The following is a 17,753-nucleotide window of genomic DNA, read 5'->3' on the forward strand; positions in this document are numbered from 1 at the left end:
GCTTGCTCCCGCTTGAGCGCGTAGCGCTCACAAAATCTTCAGGGCCGCTTCGCGACCCAGCGGGAGCAAGCTCCCTCGCCACAGGTTACGGATGCATCAGGCGATCACAATTCCATCGGCACTGAGGCTATTCAGCGCCACCCCAACCAGCGTCACCGAATCCCCACCAAACTTCAGCACCGTGTCCTGCCCCACCATCGAGGCATGCGCGCGGAAGTCATCATTGGGCAATACACCCTGCACGCCAAGGAACACCAGTTTGTCGTTGGACGTAAATCCCACCACCCGATCCTGACCAAACGCGCCGTTGAACAGGAACGTATCCGCCCCGCCCCCGGACTCCATCAGGTCATTGCCGGCGCCACCGACAAACACGTCGTTGCCAACGCCGCCGACCAAGTGGTCGTTGCCATCCAGGCCAAACAACCAGTCACCACTCGCGTGAGCCTTGAGCGTATCGGCGCCGCTGGTGCCCTTCACGCTGGACTCGTACTGCGTGACGTTGTTGCCGACCTTCAGACCGCTAGCCGTGACGCTGTGGGTCACGTCGTCCTTGAACAGCCCCCAGAGAAAGCCCGGCTCCTTGGTGACGATGCTGCCGATGTCGCGGGTGATGCTGATCCCGCCGTTGGCGTCGCGCACATACAGGTTGCCGGCGCCATCGTTGGCGAAGTCGAAGGTGTTCACCGACTTCTGCAAATCGAGGGTGTTGTTGCCGGCGCCACCGAGAATCACGTTGTAGCCACCACCGTCACGGAACGTGTCATTGCCGGCGCGACCTTCGAGGTAGTCGTTGCCGCTGCCGCCCTGGATCAGGTCGTTGCTGTCGCTGCCGATGATGAACGTGCTGCCCTTGTGGGTTTCGGCGTTGCGGTTGAGGTCCTGCACCCAGGTGTTGGCCCGCGCCGGGTCCGACAGGTTGGCGACGATGATCGTCGAGTCCTTGCTGGTCAGGTCGTAGAACTTCGACTCGATGATCCGGTTCATGCCGTCGCCGTAAGCGGTCGGCAGGTGCGAGATCCAGGTCGGGATGTTGAGGATGGAGAACGGCAGCAGATTCCACGCGGTCGAGGCGTAGTGATCGTTGAAGCTGACGATGTTGTCGGTGGCCGACTCCTTGGGCGCGTCGTGCACGCCGACCGAGGCGCCGGTGAAAGTCGAGCCGTCGAGGGCACGGAACACCGGATCGTTTTCGTAACCGACGTTGAGCACCTTGTCGGTGCCGCTCTGGGTCGGCGAGGCGTAGGCAATGTAGTTGGAATCGGCGAAGAACCCGCCCCACTTGCCGCCGCTCAGATCGGCCATGCTGTTGACCGCCAGCCCGCCGAGGCTGTGGCCGCTGACCAGCACGTCCTTGCCGCTGAGGCCGTTGGCCTTGGCGAACGCCACCACGTCATTCAGTAGATTACCGAACGCTTCGCCGACGTAATTCTTGGCGTAGTCCTTGGGACCGAACGCTGCAAGCAGGTCGTTGATCACGTCGCCGATGGAATCGAGGATCAGGTTTTCCCGTGGGCCGCTGGTGCCGCGAAAGGCGATACCGATTTCCGTGAGATGGCCCTGGGCGTCGTACTTGCCGAGGATTTCCACCTGAGCGGTGGTGTAACCGGCCTTCTCACCGAAGAAGGTTCCGCGCGCGTCGGTCTTGCCGTCGTAGCCCAGTTGCGAGGCGGTGATCGGTGTCCAGCCAGCTTTTTTCACGGCGTCAAGGGCGAGTTTTTCCGAGTCGGGGTTCCACGGAATACCGGGAATCACCCCTTGCGAATCAGTACCGCCGAGCAGTGCGGTGACCAACGTGGCCGGCAGGCCGAGGCCGAAGCCGTTGTGCTGATAACCGGCGGCAAAGCCGTTATCGAGGTTGTGGTAGGAATACAGCGTGATCGCCATGGCATCGCTGAACAGCGCCTTGGAATCGGCTGTGCCGAAGTTCTTGTAGTCATACACACCCATTGCTATTGCCTCTCTTTTGTTGGAATTGTCAGAGATAGCTCACAGCCAGGACGCCCCTCACGGGCACGCCCCGGAGCATTTCAGTACTACTTGCATTGCTTTTAACTGTAGGAGTGAGCCTGCTCGCGATGAGACCGTGTCAGGCAACATGGATGGAGACTGACTGACCGCGATCGCGAGCAGGCTCACTCCTACAGGGTTTGTCTTAACAAGGAGCTAGGCGAACACGAACGCCGAGTCCGACAGGTTAGCCACTCCCACCCCGACCAGGGTCACGGCATATTCGCCAATCTTCAGCACGGTATCGGCCCCCGACTGCACAGCATGCTGCTTGTAGTCGTAGCCCTGCCCCGCGCCTTCGACGCCCATGAACACCAGTTTGTCGCTGCCCTGGTAACCATTGATCGCATCAAAACCGAACGCGCCGCTGAAGAGGAAGGTGTTGTTGCCACCCACCGCCGTCATCACATCGTTGCCGGCGCCGCCGACGAAGGTTACGTGGCCCTTGTCGCTGATCAGCTTGTCATCGCCACCCAGCCCGAACAGCCAGTCACCCTCGGCGCTGGCGTGTAGTGCGTTGCCATACGCATCGCCGTTGAGCGAATGGGTGTACTGGGTCAGTTCGCTGCCATTGGTCAAACCCTTGGCCGTGACACCCCAGGTGATTTCCTTGCTGCCCCACCACGAACCCGACTCCTTGCTCACCAGCGCGCCGATGTCGCGGGTCATGCTGATGCCGCCGTAGGCGTCGCGCACGTACAGCGTGCCGTCACCGTCGTTGGCGAAGCTGAAGTTCTGCAGCGGTTTCTGCAGCTCGAAGGTGTTGTGGCCCTGACCACCGAGGAGGATGTTGAAACCACCGTCATCGCGGAAGCGGTCATCGCCGCCCAGGCCTTCGAGGAAGTCGTTACCCGCCCCGCCCTTGAGCCAGTCGTTGCTCTGCGTACCGATGATGAAGGTGCTGCCGGTGTGCAGCTCGCCGCTGCGCCCCAGATCCTCGACCCAGGTCTTGCCCCGGGACGATTCCTCAAGGTTGGAGACGATGAGGGTCGAGTCCTTGTGCGTGAGGTTGTAGAACTTCGAATCGATCACCCGGTTCAAGCCATCGGCATACCCGAGCGAGCTGTGGGCCGACCAGTTCAGCGGATTGACGATGCTGAACGGCACCAGGTTCTGCGCGGTGGACGCATAGTTGTCGGTGAAATTGACGATGTTGTCGGTGGTCGACTCGTGCGGCCCGTCGTGCTTGCCCAGCGAACCGCTGCTGAACGTGGTGCCGTCCAGCGCACGGAACACCGGATCGTTTTCGTAACCGATGTTCAGCACGTTGTTGCCGGTGCTGCTCTGGGTCGGCGAAGCGAACGCGATGTAGTTGGCGTCCTTGAAGAAACCGCCCCAGTTGCTGGCACTCAACTCGGCCACGCTGTTGACCCCTAGCCCGCCGAGGCTGTGGCCGCTGAACAGCACGTCCTTGGCGGCGATGCCGTTGGCGATGGCAAACGCGGCAACGGACTTGAGCAGGTTGTCGAAGGCGTTTTTCGCGTAGTTGCTCGCGTAATCCGATGGGCCGATGGCGGCCAGCAGGTTGTTCTTCATGTCGCCGAAGGTGTCGCTGTAACCCAGCCCGCCAGTGCCGCGAAAGGCCACGCCGAGGCCGATCAGCTTGCCGCCGGCGTCGTACTTGCCGAGCACTTCGGCCTCGGCGCTGGTGAAGCCGTCCTTCTCGCCGAAGAACGTGCCTTGGGCGCCGACCTTGCCCTGATAACCCAGCGCCGTGGCGCTGAGCGGTTTCCAGGCGGTGGCCGGCAACGGCTGGCCGGTTGGCGTGTAGGCATACAGCGTCAGTGCGATGGCATCGCTGTACAACGCTTTGCCGTCGGCTTTTTTATAATCGAACAATCCCATGTTGTGCTCTCTCTTCCTTCAAAACCGGCAGCCCCCAAGGGACTGCCGGCACGCTTTTAGAACTGCCAGTCGAGGGTCAGACCCACACCGTGGTCCTTCTCGTTGTTACCGATCAGTCCGTTGTAGTCCAGGTTGACCCGGACATCGCGATTGAGCGCCAGCCCGGCGCGTACGCCGACCACCGCCGCATCACGATCCATCGACACACTCTGCACAGTGAAGGCGCTGTTGCCATTGGCGAAGGCCAGGTGGCTGTCAGCATCGACACTGCTCAGGTTGTGCTGCCAGCCGAGGGTCGCGCCCAGTTCCAACCGATGTTTGTCCGACAGCGCGAAGCTGCGCTTGGCACGCACACCAAGGGTCGACAGCACCACGTCGCGGTTGTCTTCGCCGCTCTTGAGCGCCGCAGCATCACCCTTCTCGGTGAAGCTGTCGGTGTTCAAGTGCACGTACGACAGGTTGGCGAACGGCTCCAGATTCAACGGTTGCAGGCGCAGATCGTAAGCCGCTTCGGTGAACACCTGAGTGGTCGCCGCATCGTGCTTGGTTTTCTCTTTGCCATTGACGCCCGCGAACTGCAGATCACGCTTCACATCCACGCGATGCCAGCTGTAAGCCGCACCGGCGGTCAGACGCAGCGCATCAATCTGATGCCCCAGGTACGCACCCAGGTGGTAGCTGTCGACCGAGGCCGACGAATGCGTGTCGCTGCCCATGTTCAACGAGCTGTCGCTATAACCGGTAACGAAACCCAGACGCGTATCTTCAGCAATCAAACCGTCGACACCGGCCAGCAGCCCGCCAATGGAGCTGTTGGAGTCGGCGTTTTCATGGCCGCCATCGCTCTTGCCCCACGAACCCAGTACCTTGACCCAGGCGTTGCTGCGGTCGTCGGTCGGTGCGTCGGCATTGAACAGATCACGCTCACGCAGACGCTCGCCCACCGCTTCACGCAGGTAGCGGCTGTCGTTGATCAGCATCGTACCGATGGCCGGGTGAATTTCGCCGGACAGTTGCTGGAAGGCTTGTTGCGCCGAGGCCGCGTTCGGCGACAGCAACAGGGTTTCGAACAGCGCATTGCCCGCGCCCAGACCCTCGGCAGCCGCGCCAACCGCACGCTGGTTTGGGGTCAGGCCGACACTGGCGAACGACGCGCCGTTGCGCCCGACGTCCAGTTGCACGCCGTTTGCCGAGTACGCCAGGGTGCCGCCGAGGAACGCGTAGTTCGGCAGCACTTGCCCGAACTGGCCTTGGATGCCACCGGCCGCTTGCAGGATGTTGAACTGCGAACCGAGCAGGCTCTTCACTTCAGTCGTCGTCAGCAAGGTCGGGCTGTTTTCCAGCGACAGACTGACCGTGGCGCCATCGATCACCGCTTTGCCACCGGCAACGATCTTGTCGCTGCTGGTCGGCGATACTTCTACCGCGTAGGTCGAACCGCGCTCGAAGGTCACGTCACCGGCGACGTTCAGCGTGCCGATCGAGTTGCCCGGGGCGACGGTACCGCCGCTTTTCGCGGTCAGTGCACCGATGCGGCCGTTACCGCCGAGGATGCCGCTGTCGTTGACCGTGACCGCCGAAGCCAGCGAGCCATTGATCGCCAGACGCCCCTGATTGACCAGAGTCGGGCCGCTGTAGGTGTTGTTGCCGGTCAGCACCAGCGTGCCGATGCCCTGCTTGGTCAGGCCGCCGTGACCGGAAATGTCGTTGCGCCAGGTGTCGAGGCCGCAAGTGATGTCGGTGCACAGGCGCTCGGTCGGTTTGCCCTTGTCGATGATCGCGCCGATGCCCGGCAAGTCCGCGACAAACTGCCCGGAACCGTAGGCCCCCTGAATGCGGAACTCTTCCGGGATGTCCTGCTCGGTGACGAACATCGCCGGGCCGTCGATGCCTTTGCGCAGGTTGATCATGCCCCAGCCGTACAAGGCGTCGATGCCCGGTGCGCCGAGGTCGGTGGCGGTGGTACGCAGCACCGTGGCGACCTGATCGCCCGTCATGTACGGGAAGCGCTCCATCAACACCGCCATCGAGCCCGCCACATGCGGTGCGGCCATCGAGGTGCCGTTGTAGTTCTTGTAGCCGGTGGTCAGGTTATCGGCGTTGGTGCCGCTGATGATCGAGCTGTAGATCTGCGTGCCCGGCGCCGAGACGCAGAAGCTCGCGGTGTAGCCGCAGCGCGAGGAAAACGTACTCATGATGTACGGATTGGCGCTGGCCAGATCCGGGTTCTTCTGCAACGCGGCGACGGTGATCCAGTTCGGCGCGATGTCCGGCACGAAGTAGCCGAGGCCGGCGATGGCGTCCGGGTTGTTCAGGTTGTAATCGTTACCGGCGGCGAAGATCGTCACGATGCCGCTGCGGGCGGCGGCGATGGCGCCGTCGTAGGCGCCGCCGGGCTTGGTGCCGAGCAGTGTGCGGATCTCGTTGAACTGCACTTGCGCGTCGTTGACGGTGAAGTGCGGATACGCCGGGTCGCGGCCGCCGAGGTCGAAACGGTCAGTGATGCCGATGCCCCAGCTGTTGTTGATGATCCGCGCGCCACTGGCGATCAGCGCATCCCAACCGGCCTTGTACACCGCGCCGTCGTTGCCACGGACGATGCCGTCTTCCGGGCCCGGGTCGCCGTTATCCGCGCTGATGATCTGCGCACCGAACGCCACGCCGTGCATCGGCCCGCCGTCACGGCTGCCGGCAGCGATGCCACCGACGTGGGTGCCGTGGGCACCGAGCTTGCCGTCGGAACCGACCGAAGGCGAACCGTCATAGCGGAACGCGTCCCCGGCTTTGACCGGGATGTACGGGTCGGTGTATTCGCGGATCCCGCTGGTGACCAGGGTGATGACTTTATTGGCACCGGAGAACTCCGGGTGCGCGGCGTACACCGGCTGGTCAAAGATCCCCAGTTTCACACCTTTGCCGGTGTAACCGGCGGCGTAGGCGTAATCCGCGCCGATGGCGCCCAGGCCCCAGTCAGCCTTGAATTCGGCGCTGCGCCAACTGGCGGGATCGCCGCTGCGGCCGCTTTCCACGTAAGGCGCCGCGTGCGCGGTGCCCCAGGTGGTCAGTGCGCAGAGCATGGCGCAATTGAGGGTTTTCATGGCGAAGCGACCGCCCGTTTGCGCGGGGGTTTTGTTGTTATTCATCCAGCGACCTTCCTTAGTGTTGTTGCGAAAAATCCGTGTACCAGGCCCACACCCGGGCATGGGAAATAACGCTTGTGGCGAGGGGATTTATCCCCGATGGGGCGCGAAGCGACCCCGAGCAGCTTCCAGTAACCGAGTTGTCCGGGTGAGCGACTGCTGCGCAGTCGATCGGGGATAAATCCCCTCGCCACAAGTGTGTGTTCACCTGACCTGCGGGGTTTGTTTCAGAACTGCCAGTTCAGGCTCAGCCCCACGCCGTGGCTCTTCTCGCGGTTGGCCAGTTGTCCGTTGTAATCGAGGTTGACTCGCACGTCCTTGCTCAGCGCCAGGCTGGCTTGTACGCCGACCAGCGCCGCGTCACGCACCAATGCCGAACTCTCGACCGCGTACGGTGTGCTACCGCTGGCAAAGCGCAGATGCTGTTCGGCGTCGATGTCGCTGAGGCTGTGCTGCCAGCCGAGGTGGCCGCTGACGTCCAGTGCCTGTTGCGCCGACAAATTGAAGCGCTTAACCGCACGCACACCGAGGGTGCTGAGCACAGCATCACGCTGCTCGCCGGAGCTCTTCAGCGCCGCCGCGTCGCCCTTTTCGGTGAAGCCTTCGGTATCCAGATGCACGTAAGCGAGGTTGGCGAACGGCTCCAGCGCCAGTGGCTGCAGGTTCAGCCGGTAAGCCGCTTCGCCAAAGACCTGGGTGCTGGCCGCATCGACCTTGGCTTTCTGTTTGGCGCTGACGTCGCCGTATTGCAGATCGCGCTTCACATCGGCGCGATGCCAGCTGTAGGCCGCGCCAGTGCTCAGGCGCCAGGCGCCGATGTCATGACCGGCGTAAGCGCCGAGGTGATAGCTGTCGACCTTGGCCGACGAATGCGTGTCCGAGCCCATGTTCAGCGAGCTGTCGCTGTAACCGGTGACCAGACCGATGCGCGTCTTCTCGTCCAGCGCGCCGTCAACACCGGCGAGCAAACCGCCGATTGAGGTGCTGTAGCGCGAGGTGTCGTTACCTGAGTTGGTCGAACCCCAGGCGCCGAGGGCCTTGATCCAGCCATTGCTTTGCGTGGCGTTGGCATCGTGCAGACGCTCACCGACCGCGTCGCGCAACTGGCGGCTGTCATTGATCAGCATCGAGCCGAGCGCCGGGTAGATTTCGCCGCTCAATTGCTGGAAGGCTTGCTGCGCCGAGGCGGCAGACGCCGACAGCAGCAGGCTTTCGTACACCGAATTGCCGGCGCCGAGGCCTTCGACGGCGGCCGCCACCGCACGCTGATTCGGGGTCTGCCCGACGCTGGCGAACGAGGTGGCGTTGCGCTGAATGTCGAGCTGAATGGCGTTGGCCGTGTAGTCGAGGTTGCCGCCGATGAACAGGTAATCCGGCAGCACCGCGCCGAACTGGCCCTGAATACCACCGGCCGCTTGCAAAATGTCGTACGAATGGCCGAGCAGGCTGCGGGTTTCAGTGGTGCTGAGCAGGGTCGGACTGTTTTCCAGCGACAGGCTGACCGTGGCACCGCTGATGCTCGCGGTGCCGCCAGCGACGATGCGGTCGCTGCTGGTCGGCGACAGCTCGACCGCGTAGGTCGAGCCTGGGGCGAAGGTCACGTCACCGGCCACGCTTAAGGTGCCAATGGAGTTGCCCGGCGCTACGCGGCCGCCGCTGTTGGCGAGCAACGAGGCGATCCGCCCGGAACCGCCGAGGGTGCCGCTGTCGTTGACGGTCACCGCCGAGGCCAGCGAGCCGTTGACGCTCAACAAGCCGCCATTGACCGTGGTCGGGCCACGGAAAGTGTTGTCGCCGGTCAGCAGCAAGCGCCCTGCCCCGGACTTGATCAGGCTGCCCTGATAGACCCGCGTCGCCGCTGCGGCATCGCGCGCCATACCGACGGCGTAGTCGGTCTGATCCTGCTGAGTGGCGCCGGCCGGAATACCGTTCTGCCAGCCCTTGTCCTGCAAGGTCTGCTGCCAGGCGCCGTGTTCGGCGAGGTCTTCGCGCTGGCGCTGAATCAATGCCTTGTCGGAGATGTCATTGCCCCACACATCGCTTTGCCCGGCCGCCAGGTTGGCATCGAACGCGCCAAGCAACTGCCCCGGCCCGCGCATCGCCCGGTTCAGGTTGGCCACGCCCCAGCCGACCCGCTCGGTCGGCGCATCGGTAATCGAGCCGTCGAGTTGCGTGGCGGTGGTCAGCAGCACTTCGAGCGCCTGCTGATTATTCATGTACGGGTAGCGTTCCATCACCAGCGCCAGTGCCCCGGTAGCGTGCGGCGCGGCCATCGAGGTGCCGGACTTGATTGCGTAATCGCCACCCGGAATGGTGCTGTCGATCTTCGCCCCCGGCGTGGTGATGCACCAGTATTTGGCGATACCGCACTGGTTGTACTTTTGCTGATTGCTTTGGTCCAGCCCGGAAACTGCCAGCCAGTGGCCTTCGAGGTCCGGCTGAAAGTACGGCAGCGCCGAGCGCACGCTGGCGTTCGGGTAGCCGCTGTTGCCGGCACTGAACACGTTGATCACGCCACGACGCGAGACGTCCGCCGCCGCGTCGAGCCAGGTGCCCTGATTCCAGTGCTGGGCGTAAGCGGCATGCAGATCGGCCAGGGTGCGATAGCTGACATCCGGCGGCTGACTGCCCCAACTGTTGTTGATTGCGCGCACGCCGGCAGCGGCCAGGGCGTCATACGCGGCTTTGAAATAACGCGGGTCGGGTTTCGGGCCGAACAGAAAGCTGTCGTTGTTGTTGGTGTTGCCGACGTAGATTTGCGCGTTGTACGCCACCCCGTGCATGCCGGTGCCGTCACGGCTCGCGCCCATGGTGCCGACCACGTGGGTGCCGTGGGAATCGTTGTTGGGGTTGAGGGTGCCGTTGACGTTGAACAGTGAGCCGTCGACGTAACTGCCGGAGGCCAGCACCGGGTGGTAGCGGTCGCTGGCGAACTCGGGGTGGCCGGCATCGAAGCCGGAGTCGAGGGCGCCGATCTTCACGCCTTTGCCGGTGATGCCGGCAGCGTAGGCCTGATCCGCCTGCATCCGCGCAAGGCCCCAGTCACGCTGGAATTCGGCGCTGCGCCAACTGGCGGGATCGCCGGGCTTGCCGGTTTCAAGGTACTGCGCATTGGCTTGCGCGATGGAAACTGCGAGCAACAGGGTGCCGACCGCTGCCGGCTTGATGCGTACTTCCATGTTCACCACTCACTTTTATTGTTTTATGCAGGTTCTTCTGCGGTGTAAAACCCTCACCCCAGCCCTCTCCCAGAGGGAGAGGGAGCCAATCCGGGTGTCTTGAGCCATGCATCGACCTGAGAAACCGAGTCGATTATGGATTCAGCACCGCTCACTCATATCGGTGCCCATCTGGAACATCCCCCATTCAGTCCCCTCTCCCTCTGGGAGAGGGAGCCAATCCGGGTGTCTTGAGCCATGCATCGACCTGAGAAACCGAGTCGATTATGGATTCAGCACCGCTCACTCATATCGGTGCCCATCTGGAACATCCCCCATTCAGTCCCCTGTCCCTCTGGGAGAGAGAGCCAATCCGGGTGTTTTGAGCCATGCATCGACCTGAGAAACCGAGTCGATTATGGATTCAGCACAGCTCACTCATATCGGTGCCCATCTGGAACATCCCCCATTCAGTCCCCTCTCCCTCTGGGAGAGGGTTAGGGTGAGGGCCACTCCCAAGCCATGCACATTAGCGATGAGCAACACCGAACGCCTCATCCACCCGCGCCAGATCCTGTTCGTTCAACGTCCCCGCGTAGTAATGCAGCTTGGTCCAGGCCATCAAGTAGTCGTAGCGCGCCTGGGCCAGATCGCGGCGGGTGGTAAACAGTTGCTGTTCGGCGTTCAGCGCATCGAGGTTCGTCCGTTCACCGCCAAGAATGCTTTGCTTGGTCGACACCACCAGTGCTTCAGCCGAGGCCAGGGCCTTCTGGTAGGCGCGCAGTTTGTTGACGCCCGACAGGCAGGCGCTGAACTGGCGGCGCAGTTCGATCAGCGTCTCGCGGGTCTTGCCGTCGAGTTCGTATTCCGCCTGCTCCATGGTGCGGCTGGCCTGACGGGTCGAGGCCGATACCCCGCCACCGGCATACAGTGGAACGTTGACTTCAAAGCCGATGGTATTGGTGTCGTAGCGCTGGTTATAGGTGTTGCCGCTGTCCGATTCAGTCTTGCGGATCGACGCGTAGGCACTGACTTTCGGCAGGTGCCCGGCGCGGTTGCGCTCGACTTCGTACTTGGCCACTTCCACCGCCTGGCGTTGCGACGCCAGATTGGGATTGTTGCTGATCGCCAGCTCATGCCAGGTGTCGTAGTTGGCCGGCATCAGCGCGAAGGTCTGGAAATTCTGATCCAGTGGTGCCAGCTCGCTGATGTCCACCGTCTGCACGCCGACCAGCGCGCCCAACTCGCGCAGCGCCGCGTCCTGCTCGTTGCGCGCCTCGATCTCTTCGGCGGTCGCCAGTTCATAGCGCGACTCGGCTTCGAGAATGTCGGTGCGGGTGCCCTCGCCCTGCTTGAACATGTGCTCGTTCTGTTGGAACTGCTGCTCATAGGCCTTTTTCTTGGCCTGGGCGATGTCGATCTGATCCTGGGCGAACAAGGCCTTGGTGTAGTTATCCAGCACCCGCACCAGCAGTTCCTGACTCTTGCCGCGAAACGCCTCGTCGGCGAACAGCGACTGCGCCACGCCTTTGCGATACGCCGCGTAGGCTTCGTAGTCGAGCAACGGTTGCTGCAAGGTCAGGGTCGAGCCATAGCTGTTGTAGTTGCGGTCTTCGGTGAGGTTGCCGCGAGCGGTCAGTTGCGTGGCCTTCGAGGTGTTGTGACCCCGGTTGTAGTTGTAACCCAGTCTCGGCAACAGCCCGGCGCGGCCGATGATGCGGTTTTCCAGGCCCGCGTCGCGCTCCTTGATCGCGCCGAGGAACACCGGATCGTTGCGCAATGCCTGTTCGTAGACTTCGAATGGCCCCATGGCCGCCAGCGCGCTGTTTCCTGCGAGCAGCGCGAACGCTGATCCCAACATCGAAAGCTTATTCATACAGCCGAACATCCTTATTCTTCAGTCAACGCAGAGCCAGCGCGATCGAGCAGTGGTTTGAACAGGTAGTTGAGCAGTGACCGTTCGCCCGTGCGCACGAACATTTCTGCCGGCATACCGGGCTTGATCACCAGGCCATGGAGTTTTTCCATCGCCTGATCACTGACGCTGCTGCGCAACACGTAGTACGGCACGCCGGTTTTCTCGTCGACCATCTGGTCGGCGGAAATCAGGCTGACCTCACCCGGTACACGCGGGGTCTTGCTCTGGTTGAACGCGGTGAACAGGATGTCGACCGGCAGATGCGTGCCGACCTTGTCGATCAGGTTGATCGGCAAGTGCCCTTCGACTTCCAGGGTGGTGCCTTGCGGGACGATCTCCAGCAGGGTTTCGCCCTGACGCACCACGGCGCCTTCGGTGTGCACGCCAAGGTTGACCGCCACGCCGTCGGCGGTGGCGAGGATCTCGCTGTGTTGCAGGTCGAAACCGGCCGAGGTCAGTTGCTCGGACAGGGTCACGCTTTTCAGCTGCGCGTCGGCCAGTTGCGTGCGCACTTCCTTCTGGTACTCCTCGCCATGCTGTTGCAGCTTCAGGCGCGATTCGAGAATGCCCTGCTCCACCCGGCCGCTTTCACCGGTGTTTTCCGCCAGTTGCTGCTGCACTTGCGACAGCTGCCGCTGGTACTCCATCAAACGGTTGCGCGGGATGTAGCCGTTGTCCGCCAGTGGCTGCAGGTTGCTCAGTTGCTGTTGCAGCGAATCGGCCTGGGCGTTGAGGTCGGTGCGGGCGCGGCGCATGCCCGCCAGCTGCGCGGTGGCGCCTTCAATGCTGGCGCGCAGACCGGCCTGCTCGCGGTAGAACGCTTCGCGACGGCTGCTGAACAGTTGACGCTGGCCTTCAAGAACCAGCGCCAGACGCGGATCCGGATCGTTACTCAGTTCGGCAGGAAAGGTGATTTCTTTGAGGTTGTCGCGTTCGGCCTGCCAGCGTGCGAGGCTAGCCCACGCCATGCGGTATTGCGCCTGTAGCGACTGCACATCGGCGGCGACCTGGGTCTGATCGAGGCGGAACAACGGTTGACCCTGCTTCACGATCTCGCCTTCACGTACCAGAATCCGGCTGACCACGCCGCTGCTCATCGACTGCACAGCCTTGCGCTTGCCCGACACCACCACGGTGCCCTGCACCGGAATGCCTTGATCCAGCGGTGCCAGTGCGGCCCAGGTGAAGAAACTGCCGGCGCCGACGATGGCCAGAATCCAGCCCATGCGGGCGAAGAATTTCGCATCGCGCTCCGGGCGCTCGGTGACGTATGCGTGTTCCATGGAGGCTTCGTTTTCAGTGTTCATGCTGGCGCTGCTCATACACCCGAATTCCTTGTCGAGGGCTGGTACTGCCGGCTCATGCTGAGCCCGCCCGGTGCCTGCGCGGATTTTTCCCGTTGTTGTTCCTGAGCGCCGGACAGTGCCTTGAGCACTTCCTGACTGGCGCCGAACGCCTGCAAGCGGCCATCGTTGAGCACCAGCAGTTTGTCCGCCTGAGCCAGCACCGAAGAGCGATGCGTCACCAGCACCACGGTGGTGCCCTTGGCCTTGAGCTGGGCGATGGCGCTGGCCAGCGCAGCTTCACCAACAGTGTCGAGGTTGGAGTTCGGCTCATCGAGCACCACCAGGCTCGGATCGCCATACATCGCACGGGCCAGGGCCACACGCTGCTTTTGACCGCCGGACAGGCCACTGCCGTCCTCGCCCAGTTGCGTGTCGTAGCCTTGCGGCAGGCGCAGAATCATCTCGTGGACGCCGGCCTGTTGCGCGGCGGCCACGACCTTCTCCGGGTTGGCTTCGCTGAAACGGGCAATGTTTTCGGCGATGCTGCCGCTGAACAGTTCGATGTCTTGTGGCAAATAGCCGATGTACGGGCCGAGCTCGTCGCGGTTCCAGCGATGGATGTCCGCACCGTCCAGGCGCACCGTGCCGCCGAGGGTCGGCCACACGCCGACCAGCACTCGGGCCAGGGTCGACTTGCCGGAACCGGAGGCACCGAGCACGCCGAGCACTTCACCAGCGCCCAGATTGAAATTGATCATCTGCAGGGTTGCCGCGCGCTGCCCCGGAGGGCCGGCACTGACTTGCTCGAAGGTGATCTGGCCTTTCGGCGCCGGCAGCGCCATGGCGTCGTCACTCGGCGGGAACGCCTGCAGCAAAGAGTCCAGACGACGATAGGCCAGCTTCGCCCCGCTCCACTGTTTCCACACGGCGATCAACTGGTCGATCGGGCTCAGCACGCGGCCCATCAGGATCGAACCGGCGATCATCATCCCGGCGGTCATGTCGCCCTTGATCACCAGTAACGCACCGAGGCCCAGCACCAGCGATTGCAGGCACAGGCGCAAGGTCTTACTGATCGAGCTGATCACTGCGCCGGTGTCGCTGGCCTGATTCTGCAGGCCGAGGAAACGCGAGTGCACACCGAACCAGCGCTTGCGCAACGCGCCGAGCATGCCCATGGCCTGAATGGTTTCGGCGTTGTGCAGGTGGCTGGTCGCCAGTTGGCTGGACTTCTGCGAGTAACCGGCGGCTTCGCCCAGCGGCTTCCTGGTCATGTATTCGTTGAGGCAGGCCAGCGCAATCAGCAGCAGCGCGCCGGCTGTGGCGAGCACGCCCAGCCAGACGTTGAACAGGTAGATGACAAACAGATAGACCGGGAACCACGGCGCGTCGAAAAACGCGAACAGGGCCGGGCCGGTGACGAATTGGCGAATGTGGGTCAGGTCGCCCAGCGATTGCCCGGCGTTGCCCTCGCCCTTGAACAGATTGCGTTCGAACGCCGCCTGATACACCCGCAGGTTGAAGCGGCGCTCCAGTTGGCTGCCGATGCGGATCACGATGAAGCTGCGGATCACCTCCAGCATGCCGATGAAGGCAAAGAAGCCAACCACCATCAACGACAGCATCGCCAACGTCGTTTCGTTCTGCGAAGACAATACGCGGTCGTAGACCTGCAGCATGTAAATGGAGGGCACCAGCATCAGCACGTTAATCAGTGCGGTAAAGCACCCGACGCTGATCAGAATGCTTTTATAGTCACCCAAAGCCTTGAACAAGGGAGCGGTGGCTGGGGCCTTCGCCATCTTCATTGTTTCTTCCTGAAATGATAGATCCCGCCAGACTTCGACGAGCGCTCAATTAATGTTCCGCCTACCTGCGAAAGATGTTTTGCAAGTACTCGCTTACCATTCAACAACAACTGCGACGATCACTTATAACGTTCAAACACTGCCATATATTCAATCTGAATTAGTTGAGCGTTTATTTCGTCGCGCGTTCGAGTGTAACAACCAGGCCCGACTTCAAAGTGCTGGAATAGAGCCCGTCACCTTGTCGGCTGAAAAACACGATTCTTGAACCTTCCTTGCCGGTGATCGAAATTCCGTCGGGTTCCGGAAACCAGCCGATGGGCGAATCTTCCAGCCATGCGCCAAGGCATTCGGCGCCCTTGCCGACGGTCTGATTGGCTTGCAGTTCGAGGGCACAGGTGTTCGACGGTTTATCCTGCAGCTTTTGCGCTTCGGGCGCGTCATTTTCAGTGCTCAACGTCGCCTGCCATTGCCCGGCAAAAACCGATGGATCTTCAAGTCTGAGGCTGCTTGCCATGGTTGTTTCTCCAGAAATCATGATGAACGCCGCCGAAAGCCACGCCATTGCCTTGTAGGTAAAAACTTTACAGATCATCAGAAAATTCGCTCCAGCACCTAGCCTTGCCCAGCCATCAACACGATGCAAGCAAAGAAAGCGGCGCATCAAGCGCCGCTTCCCGTTTCACATCACGCCACGATGTCGCTGGTCGCTGCCTGGCCTACGGTGCTGACCTGGAAGTCCGCCACGCCGTGCCCGGAGAAATCCACCGACAACAGGCTGTTACCGCCTGACGAGGTCAGGATCGCGTCGCCGGCCGAACCGGTGAAGCTGCTGACAAAGTGCAGGCCGGAACCGTTGGTGATGGCGCTCAGGTCGATTTTGTCCAGACCGCTGACGAAATCGAGGATCTGATCGATTGCACCCGGCTTGGAGTCGGAGCTGGAGGCGAACACGAAAGTGTCCGAACCCGCACCGCCCCACAGTTTGTCCGCACCACCAGCGCCGTAGATGATGTCGTTGCCGGCACCGCCCTTCAGCTCGTTGGACGCACTGTTACCGATCAGCAGGTCGTTGCCCGAACCACCAATGGCGTTCTCGATGGTCACGCCCTTGGCGATGGACACGTTACCGATCATGCCGCCAACGTCGGAGAACGAGGCTTCGTTGAGGTTGATCTTCTGGTTCTGGGTGAAACCCGAGAAGTCGAAGGTGTCCTTGCCGCCCGCATCCCACACCGAGAACACCAGCTTGTCGCTCGACGACGAGGCGCTGAGGAAATCGCGACCGGCGTTGGAGTTGAAGCCGTAGGTGGTGTCACCGGTACGGGTGGTCAGGTTGGCACCGTACAGCTTCTGGATGGCCGCGATGTCATCCATCAGCGGGCCGGAAGCATAGGCTTCCACACCACCCTTACTGAAGTTCTGGGCGGTGTTGCTTTCGCTCCAGTAACTCATGAGGCTGTAACCGCGGGTGTCTTGCCCGTAGGAAGCATCCTTGTAAGTCGGATTGCCTTCGCCGGCGTTGTAGTCGCCAGGGTGAGACAGGCCCAGGGTGTGGCCGATTTCGTGGGTCAGGGTTTGACGCCCGTAATTGTTCAGACCCGGGGTTTTGTTGACGTCGTAGCCACTGCCGGTCAGGTACCAGGATTGACCGTCATAGCCTGGCTCGGTGCCTGGCAGGAACGCAAACGCCGCTGCGCCTTCCTGGCCGCCGCTGTAGTTACCGAAGGTCATGTGCCCGTCGCCACCTCGGGCCGATTCGGTGAACGTCACGTTGGCGACATCCGCCCAGGATTGCATGGCGAGCACGGCCTGGGCTTTCTGCAGGGAGCTGAACTGACTGAAACCGGTGACGCCCAGGCCGCTGAAGTTAGCGGTTTTGGCGGTCAGAAAGGTGTAGGTCAGTTCGATCTTGCCACTGTTGTCCAGGTCGTGCCAGGAGGCACCGTCGCGCAACAGTTGAGTGGCGGCTTGATCCACCGAGAAGGACGGTTTGCCATTGACCGTGAGGTTGCCGCCACGATCGTATTGATGGCTGAAGCTATTGATCTGGTTCCAGGCAGAGCTGGTCGCAGCCAGAGATTGCGCTGCGCCGACAGGCACGAATGTGTCTGCGGTGATATCAATAGCGTTCGCTTTTACTTTCGACATAAACACACTTCCTTGTTTAGCAATGGAACAGTTTTTGTCAGATAGCGACGATCCCTGGCGAGATCGTCCTATCACTCGCCCAATGAAGGCGTAAGAAACCTGACACAATTTGAAATCTGTCGTCTAGCATTTTTTTGAGATCAAAACCGACTGTTCCGTCAAATGCCCGTAAACAATGACTGCGGGGTCGAAAGATTGTTATGAGGTGTTTGTTCTCGCCTAATTGTCTGACGATTTTCTATTTAAATATTAAATATCGGTAAGTTGCTTTTTGATAGATACGTCTCACTTTGCTGCACTCTATTAGTGCGATGCCAGTGTATTGATATCAAATAAAATGCTGCGCTGAAAACACATTGTGGGAGCGGGCTTGCTCGCGAATGCGGCTTATCAATCAACATAATTGCTGACTGAACGGACGCATTCGCGAGCAAGCC

The 17,753-nt window shown here is 61.6% G+C and carries 9 protein-coding genes; all 9 read right to left on the minus strand.

The genetic code is table 11. From position 1 onward, the window contains the following. Positions 1–96 precede the first annotated feature (96 nt). A complete protein-coding gene (locus tag QMX91_RS19545; RefSeq protein ID WP_282413212.1) occupies positions 97–1,950 on the minus strand; it encodes a polyurethanase in 1,854 nt (617 codons plus the stop codon). Positions 1,951–2,166: 216 nt separating this feature from the next. Further along, the gene (locus QMX91_RS19550) at positions 2,167–3,855 is read right to left on the minus strand and encodes a polyurethanase (RefSeq protein WP_282413213.1); all 1,689 of its coding nucleotides are present in this window, start codon (positions 3,853–3,855) and stop codon (positions 2,167–2,169) included. A gap of 56 nt (positions 3,856–3,911) precedes the next feature. Beyond that, the gene (locus tag QMX91_RS19555) at positions 3,912–6,998 is read right to left on the minus strand and encodes an autotransporter serine protease (protein ID WP_282413214.1); all 3,087 of its coding nucleotides are present in this window, start codon (positions 6,996–6,998) and stop codon (positions 3,912–3,914) included. A 224-nt stretch (positions 6,999–7,222) separates the two neighbouring features. Next, entirely contained in the window at positions 7,223–10,174 is a 2,952-nt protein-coding gene (locus QMX91_RS19560) for an autotransporter domain-containing protein (RefSeq protein ID WP_282413215.1), read from the minus strand. Positions 10,175–10,682: 508 nt separating this feature from the next. After that, positions 10,683–12,041, minus strand: coding sequence for a TolC family outer membrane protein (locus tag QMX91_RS19565; protein WP_282413216.1), 1,359 nt, complete (start codon positions 12,039–12,041; stop codon positions 10,683–10,685). A gap of 2 nt (positions 12,042–12,043) precedes the next feature. Next, positions 12,044–13,393: an HlyD family type I secretion periplasmic adaptor subunit gene (locus tag QMX91_RS19570; RefSeq protein WP_003225006.1), complete on the minus strand. Its 1,350-nt coding sequence runs from the start codon at positions 13,391–13,393 to the stop codon at positions 12,044–12,046. Continuing rightward, the gene (locus QMX91_RS19575) at positions 13,390–15,165 is read right to left on the minus strand and encodes a type I secretion system permease/ATPase (RefSeq protein ID WP_098964082.1); all 1,776 of its coding nucleotides are present in this window, start codon (positions 15,163–15,165) and stop codon (positions 13,390–13,392) included. The genes QMX91_RS19570 and QMX91_RS19575 overlap by 4 nt, the downstream gene beginning before the upstream one ends. A gap of 172 nt (positions 15,166–15,337) precedes the next feature. Further along, positions 15,338–15,760: an AprI/Inh family metalloprotease inhibitor gene (locus tag QMX91_RS19580; RefSeq protein WP_171061834.1), complete on the minus strand. Its 423-nt coding sequence runs from the start codon at positions 15,758–15,760 to the stop codon at positions 15,338–15,340. 92 nt (positions 15,761–15,852) lie between these two features. Beyond that, complete coding sequence (locus QMX91_RS19585; RefSeq protein ID WP_098964084.1) at positions 15,853–17,316, minus strand: serralysin family metalloprotease; 1,464 nt, start codon at positions 17,314–17,316, stop codon at positions 15,853–15,855. Positions 17,317–17,753 lie beyond the last annotated feature (437 nt).

The organism is Pseudomonas sp. PS01299, assembly GCF_029960145.1.
Taxonomy (GTDB): domain Bacteria; phylum Pseudomonadota; class Gammaproteobacteria; order Pseudomonadales; family Pseudomonadaceae; genus Aquipseudomonas; species Aquipseudomonas putida_A.